23 protein-coding genes are annotated in these 21,363 nt (G+C 58.4%); 6 read left to right on the top strand and 17 right to left on the bottom strand.

All coding sequences use genetic code 11. The annotated features are described in order from the left end of the window. Position 1: 1 nt before the first annotated feature. Positions 2 to 2,068: a TonB-dependent siderophore receptor gene (locus RCH93_RS10330; RefSeq protein ID WP_306548311.1), complete on the bottom strand. Its 2,067-nt coding sequence runs from the start codon at positions 2,066 to 2,068 to the stop codon at positions 2 to 4. 171 nt (positions 2,069 to 2,239) lie between these two features. Next, entirely contained in the window at positions 2,240 to 2,722 is a 483-nt protein-coding gene (locus tag RCH93_RS10325) for a molybdopterin-dependent oxidoreductase (protein WP_306548309.1), read from the bottom strand. A gap of 432 nt (positions 2,723 to 3,154) precedes the next feature. On the opposite strand from RCH93_RS10325, the gene RCH93_RS10320 reads away from it, so the two are divergent. The 4 genes from RCH93_RS10320 to modC all read left to right on the top strand — a co-directional run bounded on the left by RCH93_RS10320 (position 3,155) and on the right by modC (position 7,349). Continuing rightward, positions 3,155 to 3,973 (top strand): TOBE domain-containing protein, encoded by an 819-nt coding sequence (locus RCH93_RS10320; protein ID WP_306548308.1) that lies wholly within the window; start codon positions 3,155 to 3,157, stop codon positions 3,971 to 3,973. 845 nt (positions 3,974 to 4,818) lie between these two features. Beyond that, positions 4,819 to 5,580 (top strand): molybdate ABC transporter substrate-binding protein, encoded by a 762-nt coding sequence (modA, locus tag RCH93_RS10315; protein WP_306548307.1) that lies wholly within the window; start codon positions 4,819 to 4,821, stop codon positions 5,578 to 5,580. Positions 5,581 to 5,610: 30 nt separating this feature from the next. After that, complete coding sequence (gene modB, locus RCH93_RS10310; RefSeq protein WP_306548306.1) at positions 5,611 to 6,291, top strand: molybdate ABC transporter permease subunit; 681 nt, start codon at positions 5,611 to 5,613, stop codon at positions 6,289 to 6,291. 2 nt (positions 6,292 to 6,293) lie between these two features. After that, entirely contained in the window at positions 6,294 to 7,349 is a 1,056-nt protein-coding gene (modC, locus tag RCH93_RS10305) for a molybdenum ABC transporter ATP-binding protein (RefSeq protein ID WP_306548305.1), read from the top strand. An 83-nt stretch (positions 7,350 to 7,432) separates the two neighbouring features. Here modC and RCH93_RS10300 read toward each other — a convergent pair whose 3' ends face one another. The 11 genes from RCH93_RS10300 to tsaA form a co-directional block, all read right to left on the bottom strand. Continuing rightward, complete coding sequence (locus RCH93_RS10300; RefSeq protein ID WP_306548304.1) at positions 7,433 to 7,834, bottom strand: cytochrome c3 family protein; 402 nt, start codon at positions 7,832 to 7,834, stop codon at positions 7,433 to 7,435. Positions 7,835 to 7,924: 90 nt separating this feature from the next. Beyond that, positions 7,925 to 8,911, bottom strand: coding sequence for a TOBE domain-containing protein (locus tag RCH93_RS10295; RefSeq protein ID WP_306548303.1), 987 nt, complete (start codon positions 8,909 to 8,911; stop codon positions 7,925 to 7,927). A gap of 362 nt (positions 8,912 to 9,273) precedes the next feature. After that, positions 9,274 to 10,077, bottom strand: a complete 804-nt coding sequence (locus tag RCH93_RS10290; protein ID WP_306548302.1) for a DUF169 domain-containing protein — start codon at positions 10,075 to 10,077, stop codon at positions 9,274 to 9,276. Between the two features lie 97 nt (positions 10,078 to 10,174). Further along, a complete protein-coding gene (locus RCH93_RS10285) occupies positions 10,175 to 10,969 on the bottom strand; it encodes a C-GCAxxG-C-C family protein (RefSeq protein WP_306548301.1) in 795 nt (264 codons plus the stop codon). 41 nt (positions 10,970 to 11,010) lie between these two features. After that, positions 11,011 to 11,412 carry a cytochrome c3 family protein gene (locus RCH93_RS10280; protein ID WP_306548300.1) on the bottom strand — a complete coding sequence of 134 codons (402 nt, stop codon included), beginning with the start codon at positions 11,410 to 11,412 and terminating at the stop codon, positions 11,011 to 11,013. Between the two features lie 277 nt (positions 11,413 to 11,689). Continuing rightward, positions 11,690 to 12,382, bottom strand: a complete 693-nt coding sequence (modB, locus tag RCH93_RS10275; protein WP_306548299.1) for a molybdate ABC transporter permease subunit — start codon at positions 12,380 to 12,382, stop codon at positions 11,690 to 11,692. Then, the gene (gene modA, locus RCH93_RS10270; protein WP_306548298.1) at positions 12,382 to 13,113 is read right to left on the bottom strand and encodes a molybdate ABC transporter substrate-binding protein; all 732 of its coding nucleotides are present in this window, start codon (positions 13,111 to 13,113) and stop codon (positions 12,382 to 12,384) included. Before modA (RCH93_RS10270) ends, modB (RCH93_RS10275) begins: the two co-directional genes overlap by 1 nt. A 47-nt stretch (positions 13,114 to 13,160) precedes the next feature. Then, entirely contained in the window at positions 13,161 to 13,919 is a 759-nt protein-coding gene (locus RCH93_RS10265; RefSeq protein ID WP_306548328.1) for a sulfate/molybdate ABC transporter ATP-binding protein, read from the bottom strand. Next, entirely contained in the window at positions 13,919 to 14,632 is a 714-nt protein-coding gene (locus tag RCH93_RS10260) for an alpha/beta fold hydrolase (RefSeq protein ID WP_306548297.1), read from the bottom strand. Before RCH93_RS10260 ends, RCH93_RS10265 begins: the two co-directional genes overlap by 1 nt. A 66-nt stretch (positions 14,633 to 14,698) precedes the next feature. After that, complete coding sequence (locus tag RCH93_RS10255) at positions 14,699 to 14,905, bottom strand: hypothetical protein (protein ID WP_306548296.1); 207 nt, start codon at positions 14,903 to 14,905, stop codon at positions 14,699 to 14,701. A 60-nt stretch (positions 14,906 to 14,965) separates the two neighbouring features. Next, positions 14,966 to 15,448 carry a tRNA (N6-threonylcarbamoyladenosine(37)-N6)-methyltransferase TrmO gene (gene tsaA / locus RCH93_RS10250; protein WP_306548295.1) on the bottom strand — a complete coding sequence of 161 codons (483 nt, stop codon included), beginning with the start codon at positions 15,446 to 15,448 and terminating at the stop codon, positions 14,966 to 14,968. Positions 15,449 to 15,815: 367 nt separating this feature from the next. Between tsaA and RCH93_RS10245 the strand changes: the two genes are divergently transcribed. Then, positions 15,816 to 16,022, top strand: a complete 207-nt coding sequence (locus RCH93_RS10245) for a molybdopterin-binding protein (protein ID WP_306548294.1) — start codon at positions 15,816 to 15,818, stop codon at positions 16,020 to 16,022. Positions 16,023 to 16,189: 167 nt separating this feature from the next. Here the strand turns inward: RCH93_RS10245 and RCH93_RS10240 are convergent, their stop codons facing one another. Beyond that, a complete protein-coding gene (locus tag RCH93_RS10240) occupies positions 16,190 to 16,534 on the bottom strand; it encodes a winged helix-turn-helix domain-containing protein (RefSeq protein ID WP_306548293.1) in 345 nt (114 codons plus the stop codon). A 673-nt stretch (positions 16,535 to 17,207) separates the two neighbouring features. Between RCH93_RS10240 and RCH93_RS10235 the strand changes: the two genes are divergently transcribed. Continuing rightward, positions 17,208 to 18,128 (top strand): C1 family peptidase, encoded by a 921-nt coding sequence (locus RCH93_RS10235; RefSeq protein WP_306548292.1) that lies wholly within the window; start codon positions 17,208 to 17,210, stop codon positions 18,126 to 18,128. 129 nt (positions 18,129 to 18,257) lie between these two features. Here RCH93_RS10235 and RCH93_RS10230 read toward each other — a convergent pair whose 3' ends face one another. The 3 genes from RCH93_RS10230 to RCH93_RS10220 form a co-directional block, all read right to left on the bottom strand. Continuing rightward, positions 18,258 to 19,037 carry an endonuclease/exonuclease/phosphatase family protein gene (locus RCH93_RS10230; protein ID WP_306548291.1) on the bottom strand — a complete coding sequence of 260 codons (780 nt, stop codon included), beginning with the start codon at positions 19,035 to 19,037 and terminating at the stop codon, positions 18,258 to 18,260. A gap of 30 nt (positions 19,038 to 19,067) precedes the next feature. Next, positions 19,068 to 20,252 carry a glycoside hydrolase family 5 protein gene (locus RCH93_RS10225; RefSeq protein WP_306548290.1) on the bottom strand — a complete coding sequence of 395 codons (1,185 nt, stop codon included), beginning with the start codon at positions 20,250 to 20,252 and terminating at the stop codon, positions 19,068 to 19,070. Between the two features lie 25 nt (positions 20,253 to 20,277). Next, the coding region (locus RCH93_RS10220; protein WP_306548289.1) for an ABC transporter ATP-binding protein/permease at positions 20,278 to 21,363 on the bottom strand (1,086 nt) is incomplete at its 5' end.

Genomic DNA, 21,363 nt, shown 5'->3' with positions numbered 1-21,363 from the left:
GTTAAAAGGTGTAGCGGAGATTGGCAAAGACGGTGCGTCCCGGTTCGGGGTAGCCCTCTTCCAGTTCGTAGTCTTCATCCAGCAGGTTTTTCAGGCCGGTTTCAGCGAGGAGTCCGTTGCCGAAGTCGTAGCCGAACTTGACGTTGGCCGTCATGAAGCCGTCGGCCTCCCGCTTGCCGTTTGAGGAGCTAAAGCGGTCTGAATAGATTTCGGCGTCGATCAGGGTGCTCAACCGTTCCATGAAGGTGTATTTGAGATAAGGGACCAGCTTGTGTTCGGGGATATTGATCAGTTCCGTGTCGTCGGTGTGATTTTCGGCCTGGGTAAAGGTGTAGTTGCAGCCGATTTCCAGCGCGTTGGTCAGATAACCGGCCACCTCCAGTTCCACGCCGGAGAGATCGACCTCGCCGATGTTCTGATTTTGGTATTTGGTTTTGCTGGCGTCGTCCGGGTCAGGCACGGTGACCTGCTGGATGTAGTCGCTGACGTCGTTGAAGAAGAGCGTGCCTTTCCAGCGAAAATTTTTCAGATGCCGATTTTCGTACCCGACTTCGTAGTTGATCGATTGCTCAGGGTCCAGATCGGGGTTGGGGAGCGCGGTTCCGAGTTTGTAGGAATAGCGGTCCTTGATCGACGGCAGGCGTGTTTTTTGCGAAACCGAGACGTTGATCGTGCTCTTCTCGGTGGGCAGGTAAAAGAAGCCGATTTGCGGGTTGACTCCGGAGGTGCTTTCCATCGGGAAATCTTCGAGGGTTCCGGAGGCGGTGAGATTCTGCGCGTCCAGGGTCTCGATGGTGTCGTAGCTGACGCCTGCGATGGCGTAGAAGGATTTGGAAAAGGTGATGGTGTCTTCCAGGCCGGCGGAAAGCATCTGGTCGCGGAATTCCTGAATGGGGTCGCCTTCGTTGTGTTCCCGGTGCACGTCGACTTTATAATGCAGCGCCAATTTGAGCAGGTTGTCGGGAATCAGCGGCGTGCCCAGTTCCAGCGAAGCGCCGTTGGTGTAGTCGTCGTACCAGCTTCTGAAGGCGTATTTCTTGGTGATGGTGGTATAGGTGTCGTCGTCGTAACTCCACAGGGAGTTTTTGAAGATGTCGTGATAGGCCCTTGTTTTCACATAGGCTTTGCCGTCCAAATCGGTTTTCGAGGTGAAGTAGTAGCTTTGTTTGTCCCAATAGGGCCACTGCCAGTAGCGCGGGGTTATGCTTGAATCGGTCCCGGTGTAGGGCGGAACGCCCTTGTCGCCGTGCTGGTAGGTGTAGCTGAAGGCGTATTCGTCGTCGCTGTTGGGGGTAAAGCCCAGTTTGACGTTCGCCTTTTCATCCCGATGATAGGAGTTGTTGCGATGGTCGCCGTCTTCGGTTTTGACGGCGGTGAAATCATCGGCCAGCGGAAAATAGTCGCTGTTCACATAGGAGCCGCCGGTCTGCAGATACCAGGAGCCCCTGTTCGTGCCGGCGTTGGCGTAGGTGGTGAAGGCGTCGCCGGAACTGACGCCTATGCCGGCATTGCCCTCCAGGAGTTTTTCCGGCCGGCGCGAGACCAGGTTAATGGCGCCGCCCATGGTGTTGGGGCCGTACAGGACGGAAGTGAATCCCTTGGAGACCACAATCTCGGAGAGGTCGAAGGTGGTGAATCGGCCCAGGTCGGGGTAGCCGTCATAGGGCACATAGATCGGGATGCCGTCGAGAAAGAGCGGCACATGCTTGATGTCGAAACCGCGAACCGATAGGGTTTGCTCGTTCCGCGCCCCGGTGACCGTGGAGGAAACGCCCGGCAACAGGCTGACGGCGTCGCCCACGGTGTTGCGGTCAAAATCGCGCAATTCCTCGGCCGTGATTTTTGCAACCGTGGTGTTTTTGTTGTCCTCGGCATTGCCGCTGACCTCGATCTCGCCCAGGGTAAAGACGCCGGACAATTCGCCAGCCCCGGCGTCGGTCAATGCGTCAGTCAATGCGTCGGTTGGCTCCTCCGCACGCTCTTCAGCCGCTTGCGCGGAGAACGGCGCGGCCAAAACAGCCAGCATCAATCCGGTGACGAGTGGGGCGTTGATTCTCTTGTGGGGCATACTGCTCTCTCCTTTTTCGTTATGAATATACGGAATAACGGCGGGCGTAAAACGACCGGATCGTTGGTTGCAACAGGGGTGGCGCCGTTTGCCCCTGTCGGTTGTTTTGCCGGGTGAAATTTTGTCGCATCTATCCGCTATGTTATTTTGGAATAACGGTGGGCGAAAAAATCACGCGAAGAGAACAATTTCAACGGTTTTAAGCTGGCGAACATACCGGGGACCGGTCAGATGGTCGCGTCCGGAGAGCAGGTCCACCTCGCCGCAGCCGTCGTACAGCGGCTGGCCGTTTTTTTCGAGCACCACCAGAATGCTGTCGCCGTTGGGGGAGTTGAAGATCTCCTGCCAGGAAAAAACAGCCTTGTAGCCGTCGTCCGAGGCGGCCACGACAAACATCTTTTTGGTGTCGTTGTGTTCCGGCGCCAGCACCTCGGCCCGATTGATCACGTCGGCCAGCAGCACGCCCCGGCAGTTGCCGATGCGGCCCTTGGGCTCGCCGCTGCCGCAGATCATCGGCAGGTTGTCGATTTCCAGACAGTCCATGGAGCGGAGGGCTTCGATGGACAGGCTCAGGGGGGCCGTGACCCGGCCAACAACCCGAAGCGGCGCGGCGTTGCCGGTTGGGACGCGTTTGTCGTCGTGTGCAGTGTGCATGGGGTTTCTCCTTTGGGTGGTGCTGAAGCAAGCGGAGCCAGACGTTGCCCTAGCCTTGGCTCCAAAATTTTTTCGTTATATACCTTTTGGAATAGCGAACTTCAAGCAATCTCGGCGCCATTGCCCGATATTGTAATTTTATTATGTGATATTGATAAGTTATTTGATGGTTGCGCGGACCTTGGATCAGGGGGGGCCGAAAGAGTGGCCTGTCGTTGCCGTAATTGTCAACAATGCTACAAATGTCGCGGCGCATATTCATTTTTGTCGACAACGCGCCGCGCTTATCTGGCCCGCCTTGTCTTCCAGGCCGGTTGAAACGCACCAATGGTGCGATTGTCCCTCATTGGCATGATTGGTGCTTTACAAACAGGGATTATTTTCGTATTTCGTTATTCAGTTTCAGGATAACGAAAAAAAGGAGCACACGCCATGGTCAGCAAGCACACGCAAACCACCTCAGTCGCCTCGGATTCTGTTTTTCTCCAGCACATGATTGGCTCTTCGGAGGCCAGGAATCCGGTGGTGTCGCTGCTTGAGGAGATCCACGCCTGCGGTTCGATCAACCAGGCCGCCAAAAGCGTTGGGATGAGCTACAAGGCGGCCTGGGAGCGGATTGAGAACATCAACAACCTCTCGCCCGATCCGCTGATCAGCCGGCAGGTTGGGGGCAGCGGCGGCGGCGGCACCGTGCTTACCGAGGCCGGCCACGAGTTCATCAAGCGGGCCCGTCTGCTGCAGCGAGAGTTCGCCAGCTTTCTCAACTTCTTCTATTTTTCGCCGGAAGAGGCTGTGCACACCTTGAAAACATTACGGAGAATGGAAATGAAAATCAGCGCCCGCAACGTCTGGCTGGGCAATGTCGCTCATATCGAAAAAGGCGCGGTGAACAGCGTGGTCACTGTGGCCCTCAAGGGGCAGGACACCATTGTCTCGGTGATCACCGACAATTCAGTGCAGCGTCTTGGCCTGGAACCCGGTTCCGAGGTGCTGGCCATTGTCAAGGCCCCTTCGGTGATGCTGGGGCTTGAGGTCCAACGACAGAAGATCTCGGCCCGCAACATTCTCGAGGGCGCGATCAGCCGCATCGTCTCCGGGGTGGTCAACGACGAGGTGACCATTGATCTGGCCGGCGGCAACACCGTGACCTCGATCCTGACCTCGGAAAGCGTCCGGCAGATGGGCCTGAAAGAGGGAATGCGGATTGCCGCCGTGATCAAGGCCTCCGACGTCCTGCTGGCGATTGCCTGATTCTGGGCGGACGGCGTTTATTTTTTGGTGGGCAGGTGGTTGCGTTCACCCCCACGAATAAACGGTCAATTGATGTTGTTGGGGTTCGTTCCTCACCCCAACGCACTCCCGGTAGCCACGGACGATCGCCCCGTCGGCCTGCGGCTTGTTTCGTTGAGGGGTATTCGGGCACGATGGGGGGCCGTTGGCGCTGAGCCGAGCGGCGAGGTGGGGAACCGGATGAAGGGGCAAACTGTTTGAGCGCAGCGAGTTATTGCCCCGCCGGTTCCGCACCTTGGCGAACGGGGTAGTCTCAGCGACAGGGCTGCCCTTTCTTTTGTTTCTTATCTTTGGGCAAGCAAAGAAAAGAATGCCCCTCCCGCAGGGAGACAGGGGTGGGATTGCAACCTTGCGTCATGAAACCGAAAGGATGCAATGCCGGCCCGCGTGGGCGCCAGCGAAAACGACAATGGGGGGCAACGGGGAAACATGTTGATATTGTTGGGGTTCGTTCCTCACCCGCAACCTACGCGCTCTGTGCGGCGAATGACCCGCGTAACGCTCCCTGTTTCGTCATCTCTTCCCCCGCGAGATTTCTCCTCGCGGTACTCGTCGAAATGGCGGAGAAGGAAAGTCTAGCGTAGGACGGGCAGGTGGTTGCGCCCACCCACGAATAAACGGCCAATTGATGTTGTTGGGGCTCGTTCCTCACCCGCAATCTACGCTCAGCCATTGCAAACCAAGGGAGATTTCTCCTCGCCGGAAGCTCTTCGCATCTTCTTAAGAATCAAGCGCTTCCGAAACAACGAACACCCGCACTCCTGGCCTTGGCCGGAGTGTCTATTCCAACCCAAAGGAGCATTATCATGAAAAAACTGCAAACCATCTTTGTTCTGCTTGCCGCCAGCCTGCTGTGGGCAAGCGCCTCCCTCCAAGCCGCCGAGGAAATTCGGATTTCGGTCCCGGCCAGTATGACCGACGCCATGAAGGAATTGTCCGCCCAATTCGCGGCCTCGGGCAAACACGCCGCCGTCACCCCCAACTACGGGCCTTCGGGAACCCTGGCCAAGCAGATCGTTGAAGGCGCGCCTGCTGATCTGTTCATCTCCGCCAATCAGAAGTGGATGGACTATCTCCGCGACGAGAAACGAATCGATCCGGCCAGCGAAAAAATTCTCGCCGCCAACACCCTGGTTTTTGTCGGCATGAAGAATCCGGCGGTCACCAAGATGGCCGATCTGGTCGGACTCAAGCAGATTGCCATCGGCAGCCCCAAAAGCGTGCCCGCCGGCGAATACGCGGCTCAGGCCATGGAAAAGGCCGGCATTTACAAGCAGCTGGAAGAAGGGCAGAAACTGGTGATGGCCAAGGACGTGCGTCAGGCGCTGACCTATGCCGACCGCGGCGAGACCGACGGGGCCTTTGTCTACAAAACCGACGCCCTGATGGCGACCCAGGCGGTGATTCTCTTTGAGACGCCGCAGGATCTGTACGCGCAGGTCACCTATCCGATTGCCCTGACCGTTGACGGCGCCAAGAACGCCGAAGCCAAGGCCTTTTTCGCCTTCCTCACCGGGCCGGAAGGGCTGAAAGTGTTCCTCAAATACGGTTTTAGCGCCGCGAAGTAATTCGCAGCCACCGTTTCCCAAGGCGACGCCATGTCCTTTTTGCAACCCTCGGATCTTGACGCGATCCTGCTCTCCTTCCAGGTGGCCTGCACCGCCACCCTGCTAGCAACCCCCCTGGGCGTTGGCGTCGCCTATCTGCTGGTGCACACCCGCATTCCCGGCAAGGCTGTGATCGAGGGGCTGGTCAACCTGCCCCTGGTCCTGCCGCCGGTGGTGATAGGCTATCTGCTGCTGGTGCTCTTCGGCCGCCGGGGCTGGATCGGCGCCTGGTTGATCCGCTTGGACATTCAAATCATCTTTACCCTCACCGGGGCGATCATCGCCTCGGCGGTGGTTGGTTTTCCCCTGCTGGTGCGCTCGATTCGCCTGGGCATGGAATCGGTCGACTCTTCGTATCGGCAGGCGGCCCGAACCCTGGGGGCTGGCGGTTGGGACGCCTTTTTCACCATCACCTTGCCGTTGTCCGGCCGGGCGGTGTTTGCCGGCATGACCCTGATGTTTGCCCGCAGCCTGGGCGAGTTCGGGGCCACCATCATTCTCGCCGGCAACATCCCCGGCGTCACCCAGACCATTCCCCTGGCCATCTACGAATACACCAGCTCGCCCGGCGGCGACCGCATGGCCCTTTCGCTCTGCCTGGTGTCGATTCTGCTCTCCTTTGTCGTGCTGCTCGCCAGCGGCGCGGCCAGCAAAAGCCTGGAGCGGAAGTAAGCATGCAGCTCGACGTTTCAGTGCGCAAACAACAGGGAACCTTTGAGTTCAACGCCGAGTTCAGCCTCACCGGGCGACGCATCGGTCTGTTCGGTCCCTCGGGCAGCGGCAAGTCAACCCTGATGCACTTGATCGCGGGTTTGCTCAAGCCGGACAGCGGCTGCATCCGGCTGGACGGAACCGTGCTCTTTGACGCCGCCGCCGGGGTCAATCTGCCCCCGGAAAAGCGGCGGGTCGGAGTGGTGTTCCAGCATGCGCACCTCTTTCCCCATCTGAGCGTGCGCCGCAACCTGCTGTACGGCTGGCGGCGCACCCCGGAGGCGGATCGCCATATCGATCCCGAGGCGATCATCGAGGTGCTCAACCTTGCGCATCTCCTCGACCGGGGCGTCAATCTGCTCTCCGGCGGCGAGCGCCAGCGAATCGCCCTGGCGCGCACAGTGCTGACCTGCCCGCGTTTGATCCTGATGGACGAACCGCTTACCGGTTTGGACGAGGAACTGAAATTTCAAATCATCCCCTATCTCAACAAGGTGTTTGCCCGCTTTGACATCCCGCTGCTGTTTATCAGCCATTCGCTGTTGGAGATGCGGCTGATGACCGAGCAGGTGCTGGTGGTGGGCGAGGGCAGGGTGGAGCGGGAAATGGCCACCGAAGAACTGGCCCAATCCGCCTGGGTCGCGCCCCGGCAGGGTTACGTTAATCTCCTGCGTCTGGGGCGGCCGCAACCCCACGGCGATCTCTGGGCCTACCCGTGGGGCGATGCGCGGCTGGTGCTGACCGACGAAAGCGACAGCGACGAGAACGTCGTTGAGCTGGATTCCAGGGAGATTTTGCTGTTCAAGCGGCACCCCGAGGCCACCAGCGCCAGAAATATGCTCCCCTGCACGGTGGGTAAAATCTTCACCGTGGGCAACCGGGTGCGGGTGGAGCTGCATTGCGGAGCGCAGCAATTGATTGTCCAGATCGTGCCTGAATCCTTGCGGGAGTTGGAGCTGGCGGAGGGGAAAGAGGTGGTGGCGGTGATCAAGGCCTCGGCCTTCCGGCGATTGCTGTAGGCGGCAATCGATCCGGTTCAAACAAAATCGGCGGGCCGCCTATACGCGACGGCCCGCCGATCTTCACAACACGACGTGGTCGATCATTTCTTGTGACAGGTTGTGCACTTGACCAGTTCCGGCTTGTCCTTGGCCTTGGCGTGACAATCTTTACACAGGGCATGGGCCGCGTTCTTGAAGGTGTTGATCTTCTCCGGCATGCCGGCCTTGCTGTTGTGGCAGGTCTCGCATTTTTCTATTTTTTGTCCTTCCACATAGGCGACGCGCTTGCCGTCCTCGCCCTTGCCGTGATGGCAGGCGCCGCACTCCAAACGAGCCTGGTGCGCCCCGTGCGGGAACTGCGCCGGTTTGGGGGTGGTGGCCGGGTCGACCGTGGCCTGCAGAGTCATCTCCGCCGGCCCCTTGTCGGCGGCGTTTGCCGTGCCGCCAAGGCCGACGGCGCAGCTGCACGCCAAAATAGCGCTGAAAATCAGTCCTTTGTTCATACACTCCTCCTGTTCTTCATGGTGAGACGATAAAAAGCCGCCGTCTGCAAGCGATGCCCGCCGGCTGCGGCCACACGAAAGGTTTGTTGCTCAGTCGTCTGCATGCAGGACAACCGCAAAACAGTTGAACGTCACCCAGACCGCTTCTCCGGCCTGGAGTGCAAGGGCTGCGGCGCCGCTGGTTGAGGCCAAGGCGCACAATTCGGTGGAGTCGTCAATCCGCGCGACAAATTCAGTGCTCACTTTGCCTGCGTTGATGCGGACGATCTCTCCCTGAAACCGATTGTCGGCGCTGCAGGCCAGGGGGGCCGTTCCCTGATGCAGGGTGATCCAAGGGGCCTTGACTTCGGCGGTGACCAGACGGCCGGGCCGCAGTCCCAGCCGTTCCAGACTTTCGTTGGTAATGATCGAGGAAATCCGGTGGCCGCCCAGGGTGAGCAGGGTGATCCGGGCTTGGATGTCGCCGTTTTGAATCTCCACGATCTTGCCGAAAAAGGTGTTCCGGGCGCTGGTTTTGCGGGTCGCTTCCCGATCCATGAACAGCTGGGTCGCCCGCTGCAGTTCCTCGTCGGAAAAGGAAACATGGGCGACCGTCAGGCTGGGCGTGGATTGGCCGAGCAGTTTTTGCACCGCCGGCAGGGGCATGTTGCCGCGCACCAGTTCCACCGCCCGCGCCCTGCGGATCATTTCCGGGCCGCCCAAACGCTTGGCAAAGCCGCAGGCCTCGGCGCGTTGGTAGAATTTCCTGCGGACAAAGGCCGGATCAACCGAAAAAAGATTGCCCAGCGAATCGCGGAAATCGGGATCGGCCAGGGCTTGGCGGATCTCTTCGCTCAGGTGTTCGCCAATGGCAATGGTGCGCTGGCAGCGATCCGGGGCGTCCAGGTCGCGGATGCACACCGCCTGGCCGTCAATGTCGGCAAAGGGGTCCATGGCCAGGACTTCGTTGAGCTTGGCCCCGGTGTAGCGGATCAGCAGAAACACAATCAGGATGCGGCGGCGGGCCAGCCGGACGTCGCGCCGGGGCGTCTCGTCGATCCACTGGCGAAACGAGGCTTCCAGTTGCGCGAGTTGCATGGTGTCCAGGCAGGGGTCGGCATTCTGAGCGCTTCCGTTGTTTCCTTGATCGAAACCCGCATGTGTTTGAGGTGAGGATTTTTCCATTCTTATTCCATTTTTAAAGCAAGCGAAGCATGGTGCACAGCGTACAACATCGCCGACGAAGGTCTGTCGTTTCGAGCGAAGTGAGAAATTTCGCGCCTTAACGAGGTTTTCCTTCGCGAGATTTCTCCTCGCTGTGCTCGTCGCGATGACGAAACGGCGCGCTTCACGGTTGAAATAGAAATGGAATGAGCTGCCCCATCGTGCATTGAGAATGTACGTGTCCGCACCAGTTTTTTTCACGCCGCCGTCACGTCAAAATCTAACGGCTAACGGCCCTACATCGCAGGGGTTGTGCCCTTGTCGCTTTTTTTAAAGAGAATGAGAGGACAATTTTTACAGATGTCGGCTCCTGGGAATGGATTGCCAGGACGGGTTATGGAAATGCCGCCTTTTTCCTGGAGACGGGACCTCATCCGTTCTGTAACGGCCAGCATGTGTTCGCCAGGGATGGCGACATTGATTTCTCCACGTTCGGTTTTGCCCGAGTTGTAGCTGCCGCTGCACGCAAGAAACAAATTAGCCTGTTTCTCGTTAAAAGCAAAGACATTGCCGCCGCACGCCGCAGAGTTTACGCTCAAGGAAGGGCGAAAAGGATGGACGTCCTGGATCGCCATCCAATCCCCCAAAATATGGTAGGCCTGCATATTGTCGCAATAAAAGTGCACCACGTCAGGCGGGTCTACAGTGTGGGCCAAGGGGCCGACAGAGACGGCCAGCAGTTTGCGCTTGGTTAACCGAGGCTTGCCTTCCACCACACGTTGCGCCTGATCGAGGCCCGTGCAGTATTTGAGGTGGCTTTTCACCTCGCTTTCATCAAGTTCCTTCCAGCCAAAAACATAGCGAGCGTTGGCGCACCCCAATTTTTCCTGCTCCACAAGCACCGTAAGGCCTTCCATGCGTGCTCCAATCTCAGCCTGGCAGAAGGTGAGCGCTTTGGCCGGCGTGTAATGCGGCGAGTTTGCCTGGAAAGCGGCAAGCTCCGTCGGATCAAAGAAATATTTTATGGCAACAGGGGCATGCATAAGGCGCAGCTCGCGCATGAGGATTTCCTGTATCTCCGAATAGTCAATTGTGGACATGCGTATCTCCAATTGTACGTCTCCTCGGCCGGGGGCGGGGAGGAGACGTGAGTGTGTGATTATGACAAATCAGGTTCGTTTGTTTGAAAAAAGAGGATCAGCTTTTGGCCATGGGCGCCTGCGGCACGCCGCCACTGTGGCATTCCATGCAGTTGGGCTGGGCGTTGATGCCGTGATCGGAGATCGGCGTCCAATCGCCCTGTTCCTCGTATTTGCCGTCCTTCCAGGCATTGAGCAACTCGACCAGATGATAGGCGACGCTGGCGGTCACCCGGGCGCACCGGTCTTTGCGCTCGGGGCTGCCCACGGGTTTGTCGGCAACCGCCATCCATTTGCCCACCGAGACGTGACAAAGAGGCGATTCGCTGATGGTCTGCGGGATGACGGCGTGGATCTTCGGTTCTTTCGGTTTGAATACCGGCAGGGCAGACTCGCAATACCACTGCATCACGTCCGTGCCGATCTGGTGGCCCGCGTCGGCGCCGGCGATTCGGGGACCGATGATCAGGTTGGAGACGATGTTCGCCCCGGCGTTGGAACCGCAGATCGTGCCCCAGCTGGCAATGCCGCCTTCAAGGAAGACAAAGGCATCGATGGGAAAGGAGGTGTAAGGCTCGCCCACCTTTTCCCTGAGTTGGGTGAACACGCTGCTGATCACCGCGCAGCCGCAGAAAACGCGGTACCACTCTTTGTAGGCAAGTTCGGCGGTGACGGTCGGGTCGAGTTTTTCGTAGGGCCAGGGCCATTTCTCGGTGGTTCCGCCTGTGGCCTGGGCCGGACGAAGCAGCCCGCCCAGATGCGTCAGGGCGGCGGTTGTGGCCAGCGCCCCTGTGCCGAGCATCCACTGCCGGCGGGACAATCCCTTGTTGGTGTCGTTGTTTTCAGAAGGCATGGTGTGTCCTTGGGTTGAAATCATGGATTGGTGAGAAGCACTCATTTCTTGGTGTGACAGACGCCGCAGCGGGCGAGCTCCTTGTCCTGCTTGAGGTGACATTCCATGCAGAGCAGATGACTGGCTCGCTTGAGGGTGGCGATCATCTGCGGCATGCCGGCCTTGCTGTTGTGGCAGGTCTCGCATTTTTCGATTTTTTGACCGGGCACATAGTCTGCCATTTTGCCGCCCGGCCCCTTGCCGTGATGGCAGCCGTCGCATTCCAGCCACTGATGGGCCTGATGTGGTAGATAGGCCGGCTTGGCCACTTTTTCCGCATCCAGTGCGGCTTGAATCACCACCTGTTCCGGTCCCTTGTCGTTGTCGGCGCGGGCGATTCCAGCCCAGCCGCTGAACGTGGCGCACAGCGCAAGCGCGGCCGCGCACCCAATAGAAAAGCGCATAGATTTTTCTCCTTGTTGTTTCAATTGATTGTGGAACTGCGTAGGCGCCTGGCGGCGATTTTTTGCTTTCGATATTTTTACAAAAGTATAGCGATGGCGGCAAGCGAAAAGAGCAGGTCCCGTGTTGATAGCCCGTCGGCAACAGATTGATTTGTAGGGAAAAGTGGAGAGGATGCGAGGGGGTTACGGCTCAATGCCGAGCTGCGGCGGCCAGGAGGACAATATCAATGCGCAAAAGCGCAAACCCTGCAGGCCGCTAGGCCGCTTGCAACCTGGGCTATTCCCTGCCCAGGCGTCGGGTGAGGACGATAAGCAGCAGGGAAATTGCGCCAAGCAAGGAAACAAGGGCCAAGGCCCGTTCGTATTCGCCGGTGAACACGGCGTTGTAGACTTCCAGGGAGATGGTGTTGGTTCTGCCGGCAATGTTGCCGCCCAGCATCAGGGTGACGCCGACCTCGCCCAGAGAGCGGGCAAAGGCCAGCGACAGGCCGATGGCAATGCTGGTGCGCAGCGAGGGGAGAACAACCCGAAAAAAGATGGTGGTTCGCGATTTGCCCAGCACCGAGGCGGTCTCGATCAGGCGGTTGGTTTCGTTGCGAACCGCCGCCTGCACCTGCTTGACGATCAGGGGCAGGCCGGCAATGAAGGCGGCCAGGACCACGCCCCAGAAGCTGAAGATCAGCTCAACGCCAAGGGCGTTTTTGAGCCAGGAACCAATGCAGCTGCGCCGTCCCAGCAGCATCAAAAGGAGAAAGCCGGTGGCGATCGGCGGGAAAATCAGCGGCAGGGTGACGACGAAATCAAGCAGCGAGAGCAAGCGGCCTGCGCCGCGCCCCAGCACAACCCCCAGGCCAACGCCGCACACCGCCAAGAGGGGCATGGCGATGGCGGCGACTTTCAGGCTGAGGGCGATGCAATCGCGGGTGACCGGTTCCCGGAAAACGGTCAGCAACCAGGAACAATCGATCATTACAAGCCATGCTGTTTGATCAGGGCCTGAGCTTCCGCTGTCTGCAGGAAGGCGACGAAAGCGTCGGCCGCCTTGGCGTGCGGGCTCTGCTGCATCCGTTTGGCGACGATCAGAACCGGCGAATACAGGGTTTCGTCCACCGGAAGCACTCGCCCAACCTTGGATGCCACGGCCATGGCCTCGGTCAGGTTGATGAATCCGACGTCCACTTCGCCGCTGACCACATAGGCGGTCACCTGCGGCACGGTTCCGACCACCAGCAGTTTGGGCTGCACCTGGTCCCATACGCCCTTGCGGGTGAGGAATTCGGCGGCGGCGTGGCCATAGATAGCCTTTTTGGAATCAGCCACGGCAATGCGGGTCACCGCCGGGTCGGTCAACTGGTCGAGGCTGGCGAGCTTGCTTTCCTTGGCGGTCACCGCGACCAGCTTGCCTCTGCCAATCACCAATTCTCCGGAAAAAGCAAGGTCCGTGGTCTCCAGATGGCTCTTGTCGCCCAGGATAAAGTCGAAATTGCCGCTCTCCTTCACCTGGGGAACGATCTGGCCCATGTTGCCGAACACCTGCTGCACCTGAATGCCGGATTGGGCGGTGAAGGCCGCGCAGGCCTGCTCGACCAGTCGTTTGTACCCGGCGCCCGCCGCGATGATCAGCCCGTCTTCGGCCAGGACAGTGGTTGCCTGGCAGCAGATGAGCAGGATGAACACCGCAACACATCGAAAAAAACGCATACGTCCTCCAGAGTGATGTTGAAAAGTTGTCATGTAGCAACAGTTGGTTAGGCGGAAATCGGTTCCGCTGCTTGGGATTCTTGCTGAACTTCTTGCCGAGTCTCTTGCAGCCGGTGCAGGTCGTCCATGAGCAGCGCCTTTTGCCGGTTCAGCCAGCCGGCATCCTCTCGGCCCTGACGCAGGGCAACGATCTGCGCCGGCACGCTCAGGGCCTCGGCAAGGTCGTGGGTCACCTGCACAATGGCAAGCTGCGACTCTGCCTGGGCGTGACGCAGCATCTCGCGAAGCAGGCGGCGGTTTTCCATGTCCAGGGCGGAAAAGGGTTCGTCCAGCAGCAGCAGTCTGGGGCGGCTGGCCAGGGTCTGGCAGAGCGCCGCCCGCTGCCGTTCGCCGCCGGAAATCTGATGCGGCCGTTGGTGAGCGAGATGGCCAATGCCCACGGCCTCCAGGAGTTCCGCCGAATCACCCGGCCCGTGCAGCGCAAAGCGGATGTTTTGTCGCAGGGTCATGTGCGGGAAAAGCGCATATTCCTGGGAGAGAAAACCGATGCCGCGATCACGGGGATGCGTGTGCCGGCCGGTGGCGGCGTCGTCCCAGCATCCGCCGTTGAAGCGGATGCGTCCGCCGTCAATCGGTTCCAATCCAGCGAGACAGCGCAGGGCCGTGGTTTTGCCCGATCCCGAAGGGCCAGTCAGGATCACCGTGGCGCCGGGGGCGCAGCGCAGACTTACCTCCAGCGTGTACTGGGCCAGCCGTTTGACCAGCACCGCCTCCAGGCCGAGGTCGCTTCCCGCAGGATGTGGCATCACGTGTTTGTGGCGCCTGATTGCAGGATTGCGTCCATGATCTCGACCAGTTGTTCCGGGCAGGTGATCATTGGACAGTGACCGGAATCGAGTTCGTAGGTTGGCCAGGAAAAGGCCCGGGCTTTTTCCGCCATTTCGCGGATAAAAGGACTCATGGTCTGAAGGCAGGCGATGTGGCTGGTGGGCGTCTTGGCCGGATCAAAGACGCCGGGAAAAGGGGTGTGAAAGGCCCGGTAAGGAAACGGGCGAAGACGCGCCTCAAACCAGGTCGCCTCCGGTTCGGCCACGCCAAACACCTTGGCCGGCCAGGGGCGGACCAGATCGTTTTCCAGGCGATGCATCTGCAACATCTGGCTGAACTGCTCGCCGGCTATTTCAACAAAACTACGGTTGGACTGGGGGATGGCCGCATCGACAAAGATAGCCTGACGGATGCGCGCGGGACATTGCATCATCAGGGCGCCGCAGATCAGGCCGGAGAAGCTGTGGCCAACGATCACCACATCCTTGAGATCCTCCATGTCCAGATAGTTAGTCATGTCCTGGATGGAGCCGTTCAGGTCGTCTTCCGGGCGAACGGTCCGGGCGAGATAGCCGCAGCCGGACAGGGTGGGGGCGTGGACCGCATGTCCCCGGGCGCGCAGCAGGAGCGCCGTCTTTTGCCAGACCCATCCGCCCTGGAAGGCGCCGTGGGTCAGTAACAGGGTTGCCATTGTTCAATCCTCCGTCAGGAAATGTTCAGTCAGGTTCAGTCAGTGCAAGCGTGCGATAGCGCTTGGCTAGAGTCGCGCCAGCAGGGTTAGCAATCCGGCGCTGCAAAAAATAATCGGCAGGAATTGCAGGAAAAATTGTCTGTTGGTCAGTTGGGTCGCTTCGCCGAAATCTGCTTCGCAGCCAATCTCCGCGTTAAAGGTTGCAAGCGAAGAGCCGCAGACAACCTCGATCAGGTAGCAGGCAATCAGGCACAGCAAAACAGCAATCATCATTTCAGGGTCTCCTTGTCGCCAGGGAAAGGGAAGCGTTCGAGCATCGGTTATGCGGCAAATCTAGGCGGCAAATCGTTCGTCGCTGCGATGATGCACGGCATTGGCCGATTTTCCCTCGAACCAGCCGAACCGGTCGGCGTTGCAGCGATCAAAATCAGCCACATAGGGTTTGATGTCGATCACCGGGGTGTTGTTCAGCACGTCAATGCATTCAAGCTGTACCGTGTTGCCGGACACGCCCTTGAGCCGCATGACCGAGAGGCCGATGGGGTTGGGGCGTTTGGGCGAGCGGGTGGCAAATATGCCGTGGCGGTCGGTGTCGAGAAAGGGTTTGACCATGAGGTCAAACCCCACGATTTCGTGCAGATGATAGAGCACGTACACGTGGGAGAACCCTTCCAGATCCTTCAAGCCCTCACTGTATTCAGGCAAAACGTCAATGGTTCCTTCCACGCCATGACCGCCGATGGGCTGAATGGGCATTCCTTTGATTTCAGTGAACGGCGTCTTGAAAAATCCGATGGGGGTGTATGCTATATTCATGGTTTTATTCTCATGTTGAAGATTTTATCTGTTCATTTGCATGGTTTTGATGAGGATTGCGGTGCGCTCCTGTCCCTTCGATATGCAAAATTAGAACAACGGATTGCAAAATATTTTTCTAAAAAATAAATTAAATGACGGGGAGATTTTTTCTCTGTAAATGCCTCGATAAAATACAATGAAACCAGCAAATAATGAACTGGTGGGTTTCCGCTAACTATTTGCCAGGCTGCATGGTGGTCCCCGTTATTATTAATTAAAATAACCAGTTGGCTTGACATGCCGCCTGTCTGGTGCGACTATAGAGACACACGGGGCGGCATCTGCTTGCTGTCCCATCACTGCAATTTTATTTTGGAGGTTCACCATGGCATTAAGCGCAAGAAACCAATTGAAAGGCAAAGTCGTTGACATCAAAAAAGGCATGGTCATGGCTGAGGTTACTCTCGAAGTCGCCCCGGGGGTCAATGTTGTTGCCGCCATCACCACCAGTTCGGTGGAGCGCTTGGCTTTGGCCGTCGGCAAAGACGTCGGGGTTGTCATTAAGGCCACCAGCGTAATGATCGACGCTTGAGCGTCTCCGGTGTTTGCTGCGCCCCTGCCTCTGTGAACCGGCCAGGAGAGCAACGAACGCCGACACTGTTCATCCCCGCGCTGTCGCCGCCCTTCGTTGTTTGTTAAACGAATAACGAAGGGGGCGATGTCTCACCTTCGGATGTTTTCCCCGCCTTGTTCCCACGCTCAGTAGTGCCGCGCCCGTTCCTCGATAATTGAGAGCCAGACCGGCTCAAATCGTTGCCAATACGATTTGACCGTGCGCGCCCCTTTTGCTGTTAACTCCACATGGTCGGCGTTTTGGGAATTGCCCTGGAAATCAACCAGGGGCTGCGAGAAGACGCTGTTCATCTCCAGAATCAGGTCGCGGGCATGTTGGCGGTCGATTTTCGACACCTTGGCCGCCTTGGTCAGCGAACCTAACGCTTCAATTTCGTTCAGAAGAACCGCTTTTCGGTATCCCAGGGAAGCGCCTTGCTCCATTTCGATGATCACGCAGCAGTCCGGTGGAATCATACACGCCTTTTTCATAACCGTTTCTCCTTTGACTCGCTATTCAAAAGTAGAATAACGTGCGGTGAAAAAAATGCGCACTCGGTGCGCGACTCAAACGCTCATAACAGCAAATACGATGCTCCAGGAAGTGGATTGTCGTTTCTGCAGGGTGGTTGCATGACCCCGAGCCTGCGGCGACGCGCCTGGAGATTCTCTATCTGATATTTAGCAAACGGAGGGCCAATGAAGCGTTGAAATGTAAATAACATTAAAAAACAAAGTGTTATGTGGTTGTTGATCTTTGCCAATAGCTGGGTGACGTTTTTCGCTGAGCAATTTTGTCCAACAATGAGCGACATTTTGGACGCATGTATGACAAAAAAGAACAGCCGTCGACCGAGGCCCTCGGGATGGAGCGTGCCATTGTCGGTCAGCACGGAGACTGAGCGGCAATGTGCGCACACCGGATGGTTGCAAGGTTTCCTCGTCGTTATTGCAGTGCTCTTGCCAGCCCATTCCCCTAGCAGAGTGGCCGCTGACACCCATGGGGTTGATACATTGCCTATACAGAATATATTCGTTTTTAACTTATTGTGTTGGCGTCAATAATCAGGGTTAATACACCCTGATAGGATGGTTCTGCACTGGAAAGTGATATCATTTTCCAAGAGGCAATCGGATAACCTGAGCCAAATCGAGGTGAGACGCTATGGAACACACAAGTGGACAGATGCACATGGGATGGTTGCCGGATTATCCTGATTTCAGGGATTACACCGTGAAACACGATGAAGTGGCGTCAAGCCGCAAGGCCTTGGGGCAAAAAGATTCCGTCAAGGCTATGCTTGCCAAAACTGGAGTGACGAAGTCGACCGGCGCAACCCTGCCGGCGGCGGTTGATTTAAGGCCCTGGTGTTCTCCCATTGAGAACCAGGGTTCGCTTGGTTCCTGCACGGCCAACGCCGGCGTTGGGATAGTCGAGTACTTTGAAAGAAGAGCCTTTGGCAAACATATCGATGCCTCCCGGCTCTTTTTGTATAAAACCACGCGCAACATGATGAAAGCCACCGGGGACACCGGCGCTTTTCTGCGCTCAACCATGGGCGCCTTGGCGCTCTTTGGCGTGCCGCCCGAAGAATATTGGCAATATGTGGTCGCTGATTTTGACAAGGAGCCCTCAGCGTTCTGCTACGCCTTTGCCCAAAATTATCAGGCCATCAGCTATTATCGGCTTGACCCGCCTGGAGTTGCCAGGGACGCGTTGCTCAATCAGATCAAAACCTACCTTTCCGCAGGACTTCCCTCCATGTTTGGGTTTACCGTCTACAGTTCGTATACTCAGGCGTCGGCAAACGCAGGAAAAATTCCATTTCCGACCTCTGGCGAGAAAATTGTCGGCGGTCATGCCGTTGTCGCGGTTGGTTTCGACGACAGCATCAAGATTAAAAACACCGCTTATAATGCAAAGGAAACCACCGGCGCCTTGTTGATCAGAAACTCTTGGGGAACAGGATGGGGAAGCGGCGGTTATGGCTGGCTGCCTTTTGAGTATGTCCTGAAAGGATTGGCTGTCGACTGGTGGTCGCTGCTGAAAAACGAGTGGATTAACACTGGAGAATTCAAAGTGTGAACGCCTTTTAATTGATCAGTAAAACAAATAGTTGGGTGCTGGCTTTCGTTGAAGCGCACGATGTTGTGGCAAGCGATTGATTCCCTTGAAATGCCCCCGGCATGGCCGTGGGGCATTTCGCATGCTTTTTTATGCCTTCCAGTCGAGCACGGCGGTTATTGGGTAATGGTCCGAGGGGAAGAGGTTCCCTTGGCGAAAACGATCAATCTGCGCATCCAGAACCCGGAAATGCGGCGAAACCAGGATCCAGTCGATGTCCGTCGGCTCCTCGGGGCGGCCAAAGCCGTGGAAGGTGGGGGCGTCCGCTTGGTGCGGATGTGCCTGGCAATAGGCGTCAATTAAGGCGCCGTCGCCGGTCAGGAGGCGGTAGGCGTTGGATTGCTTGTTAGCGTTGAAGTCGGCGGTGACGATCAGCGGGGTTGCTTTGCCCCGCTGATCGAGCCATTGCCGCAGGCAGTCGGCGTCGCCGTCGACGGCCGCTGGTTGGTAATCAAAATGGGTGTTGACGTAGGTCAGCGCCGAGCCCGTTGTCCGGCAGGCGAGCCGTGCCCAGCTCACGGTGCGCGGATAGGCGCTGTCCCAACTGATGCTGCCGGGGATTTCCGGGGTTTCGCTCAGCCAGAAGCAGCCGCAGTCGAGCAGGGTGAATGCCGCGCGGCGAAACAGCAGGGGGGCCATTTCCAATCCGGTGTCGCCCGGCCCCCCCCGATGGACGCCAAAGAAATGGTAGTCCGGCAGGGCCAAGCGGACAAAATCCGCCTGGGCGTCGTCGCGGCATTCCTGGAGACCGAGCAGGTCAGGCGCAAAGGCCTGGATTCGCGCCAGGGCCAACCCTTTGCGATGGTTCCAGTGATTTTCCCCGTCGTCGGCTAGGCCATAGCGGATGTTAAAGCTCATCACCTTGATCATGGCTCGGTTCTCCTGCGGCCATGCCGCCTGTTATTTTGCCCGATCCAGCATTTTGCGGATGCCCGCCATCTGCTCCTTGCGGCTCAGATCCGGGAAAAAATCCTGGTCCACGCAGTTGCGATAGCTCCACTCCGGGGTGGTTTCGGTGCGATAGGTCCAGAAGAACCAGCCGGCGTATTTCTCAAAGGTCAGCACCTGGGCCGAGGCGTAGCCGCGAAACGCCGCCGACATCTGGAATTCGTCCATGGCGTCCAGGGCATGGTTGAACGGCCCCTCCGCCCACAGCGACACCACCTTCAAATCGAGCCCCAAACTCCATTCGCCGCAATAGACCTGATAGCCCGAATCGCGAATGATCTCGTCCGCCTCGTCGCGCAGGTCCACGGCGCTCTTGCGGATATGGCCGAAGATGTCCATGTCGATGTCGTCGCGCGCAAAGCATTGATAGCGGTGGATGTCGATGGCCACGTTGCGGAATTCCGGCTCCTGGAGAAACCCCGCATACTCCCGGAAGCTGCGGAAGCCGTCGTGGAACACCACCGTCGCCCGTTCGGGCGGACAATGGCGGCGGATGCGGTGGTAGGCCTCCAGGGTGAACCGCTTGAGCAGGTCGGTGGGGATGTCCCAGCTCGGCTCGTTGAGCGCCTGGACGCCGTGCAGCGCCGGGTGATCCTTGTAGCGCTCGGCCAGCCGCTCCAGCACGTTCAGGGTGTGTTCGATGTACTCCTCCTTGGTGTGCCATTCGCACACCCCCAGGATGCCGCCGTTGTCAAAGCCGTTCTGGCAGCCCGGCGCGGCGTGGAGGTCCAGGAGCACCCGCAGGCCGAACTCCGAGGCCCACTCGAACACCTTGTCGACGATTTCGATCCCCCCGACCACAAAGGGATGTTGGATCTCCTTGTAGCTGGGGTGATAGGGATAGTCCTTGCCGAACAGCCAGTGACCGACGGGCAGGCGCACCGCGTTGATCCCGGCGCGTTGCAGCCAGGCAAAGTCGTCGCGGGTGATAAAGGTGTTCCAGTGGCGATGCAGCCGCCGGGTGGCCTCGGCCTCGCCCAACTCGACGCAGTAGGCGGTTTCGTCGGTGGCCTGCAGACCTTCAAACAGGCTGGGCGTGATCCACTTCTCCAACACCAGCCAGCCGCCGAGATTGACGCCGCGCAGTTTGTCGCCGTACAGTGGGCCGCCGTGTTCACGCATTGTTGGGGTCGTCATCGAGGATCTCCTGAAGTGTGGGTTTTTACAGGGCCAAACGGCGTGAATAGAACGATTCGCCGTTGGCCATATGGGTAATGGTGATCAGGGTCGAGTCAGGGAGCTGCTCGCAGATCAGCCGCAGCATCCGTTCCTCGTCTTCGGGTTTCAACGAGTCAAAGGCCTCCTGGAGGAAAATCCACTGGGGCCGGTTGAGCAGCAACCGCACCATGCCCAACCGTTGTTGCTCTTCCCGGGTCAAGGAGTGGAGCCAGTTGTCTTCCTGATCAAGCTGTTCGATCAGATGCTCCAGGCCGGCCATGCGCAGCGCGTCGTTGATCTGTTCCAGGGTAAACACCCGGCGGGAGGAGGGGTAGCAGATGGCGTTGCGCAGCGAACCCGTGGGCAGATGCGGCCGGGGCGGCATGAAGAACAGCCGGCCTTGGCTGGGCAGTTCGATGACGCCGCTGCCCCAGGGCCGAATCCCGGCAATGGCGCGAAACAGTTTGGCCCCGGTGAAGGCGTTGCCGGTGATCAGCACATGCTCGCCCGGGGCAATCTCCATATTGAGGTTCTTCGCCAGCACCGGGCCTTCGTATTTGGCGATGCTCAGATCGCGGAAGGCCAGCACCGGCCGATCGGAACACTTCACCTGAATCCAATGGTCGGGTTGGGCGAGTTCCTCGTCTAAGGTTTCCAGCGTCTTCAGCAGGCTGAGAACGCGCTCCACCGAGGCGCGCCATTCGGCGATCCCGCCCAGGTTGTTGACCGGCCAGGAAAGGGCGCCGGTCATGTGCTGAAAGGACTGGGCGGACTGCATCAGGTCGCCCAGGGTGATCTTGCCCAGAATGTAGCGGGGCGCGACCACCAAAACCGGAAAGGCCATCGACAGGGTGGAATAGCCGGTGCCGAACATCACAATATTGCGCCAGGCCTTGGTTTGCTCGTTCCACACCTTTTGTATCTTGCAGAACAGGGTGCGGAATTGATGCCGCTCGCACCCCTCGGCATGGATCAGGGCGATGGCTTGGCTGTTTTCCTGCGCCTCCACCAGCCCGGCGCGGAATTTGGCCTCGGCCGATTGGCGGACATTGGTGGCCCCGGTCAACGGCTGACCCACCCACCAGCCCAC

Origin of the sequence: Desulfobulbus sp. (assembly GCF_030824455.1) — a bacterium.
Classification (GTDB): domain Bacteria; phylum Desulfobacterota; class Desulfobulbia; order Desulfobulbales; family Desulfobulbaceae; genus Desulfobulbus.
The sequence above is the reverse complement of the archived record's forward strand: the minus strand, read 5'-3'. Positions and strand labels throughout refer to the sequence as shown.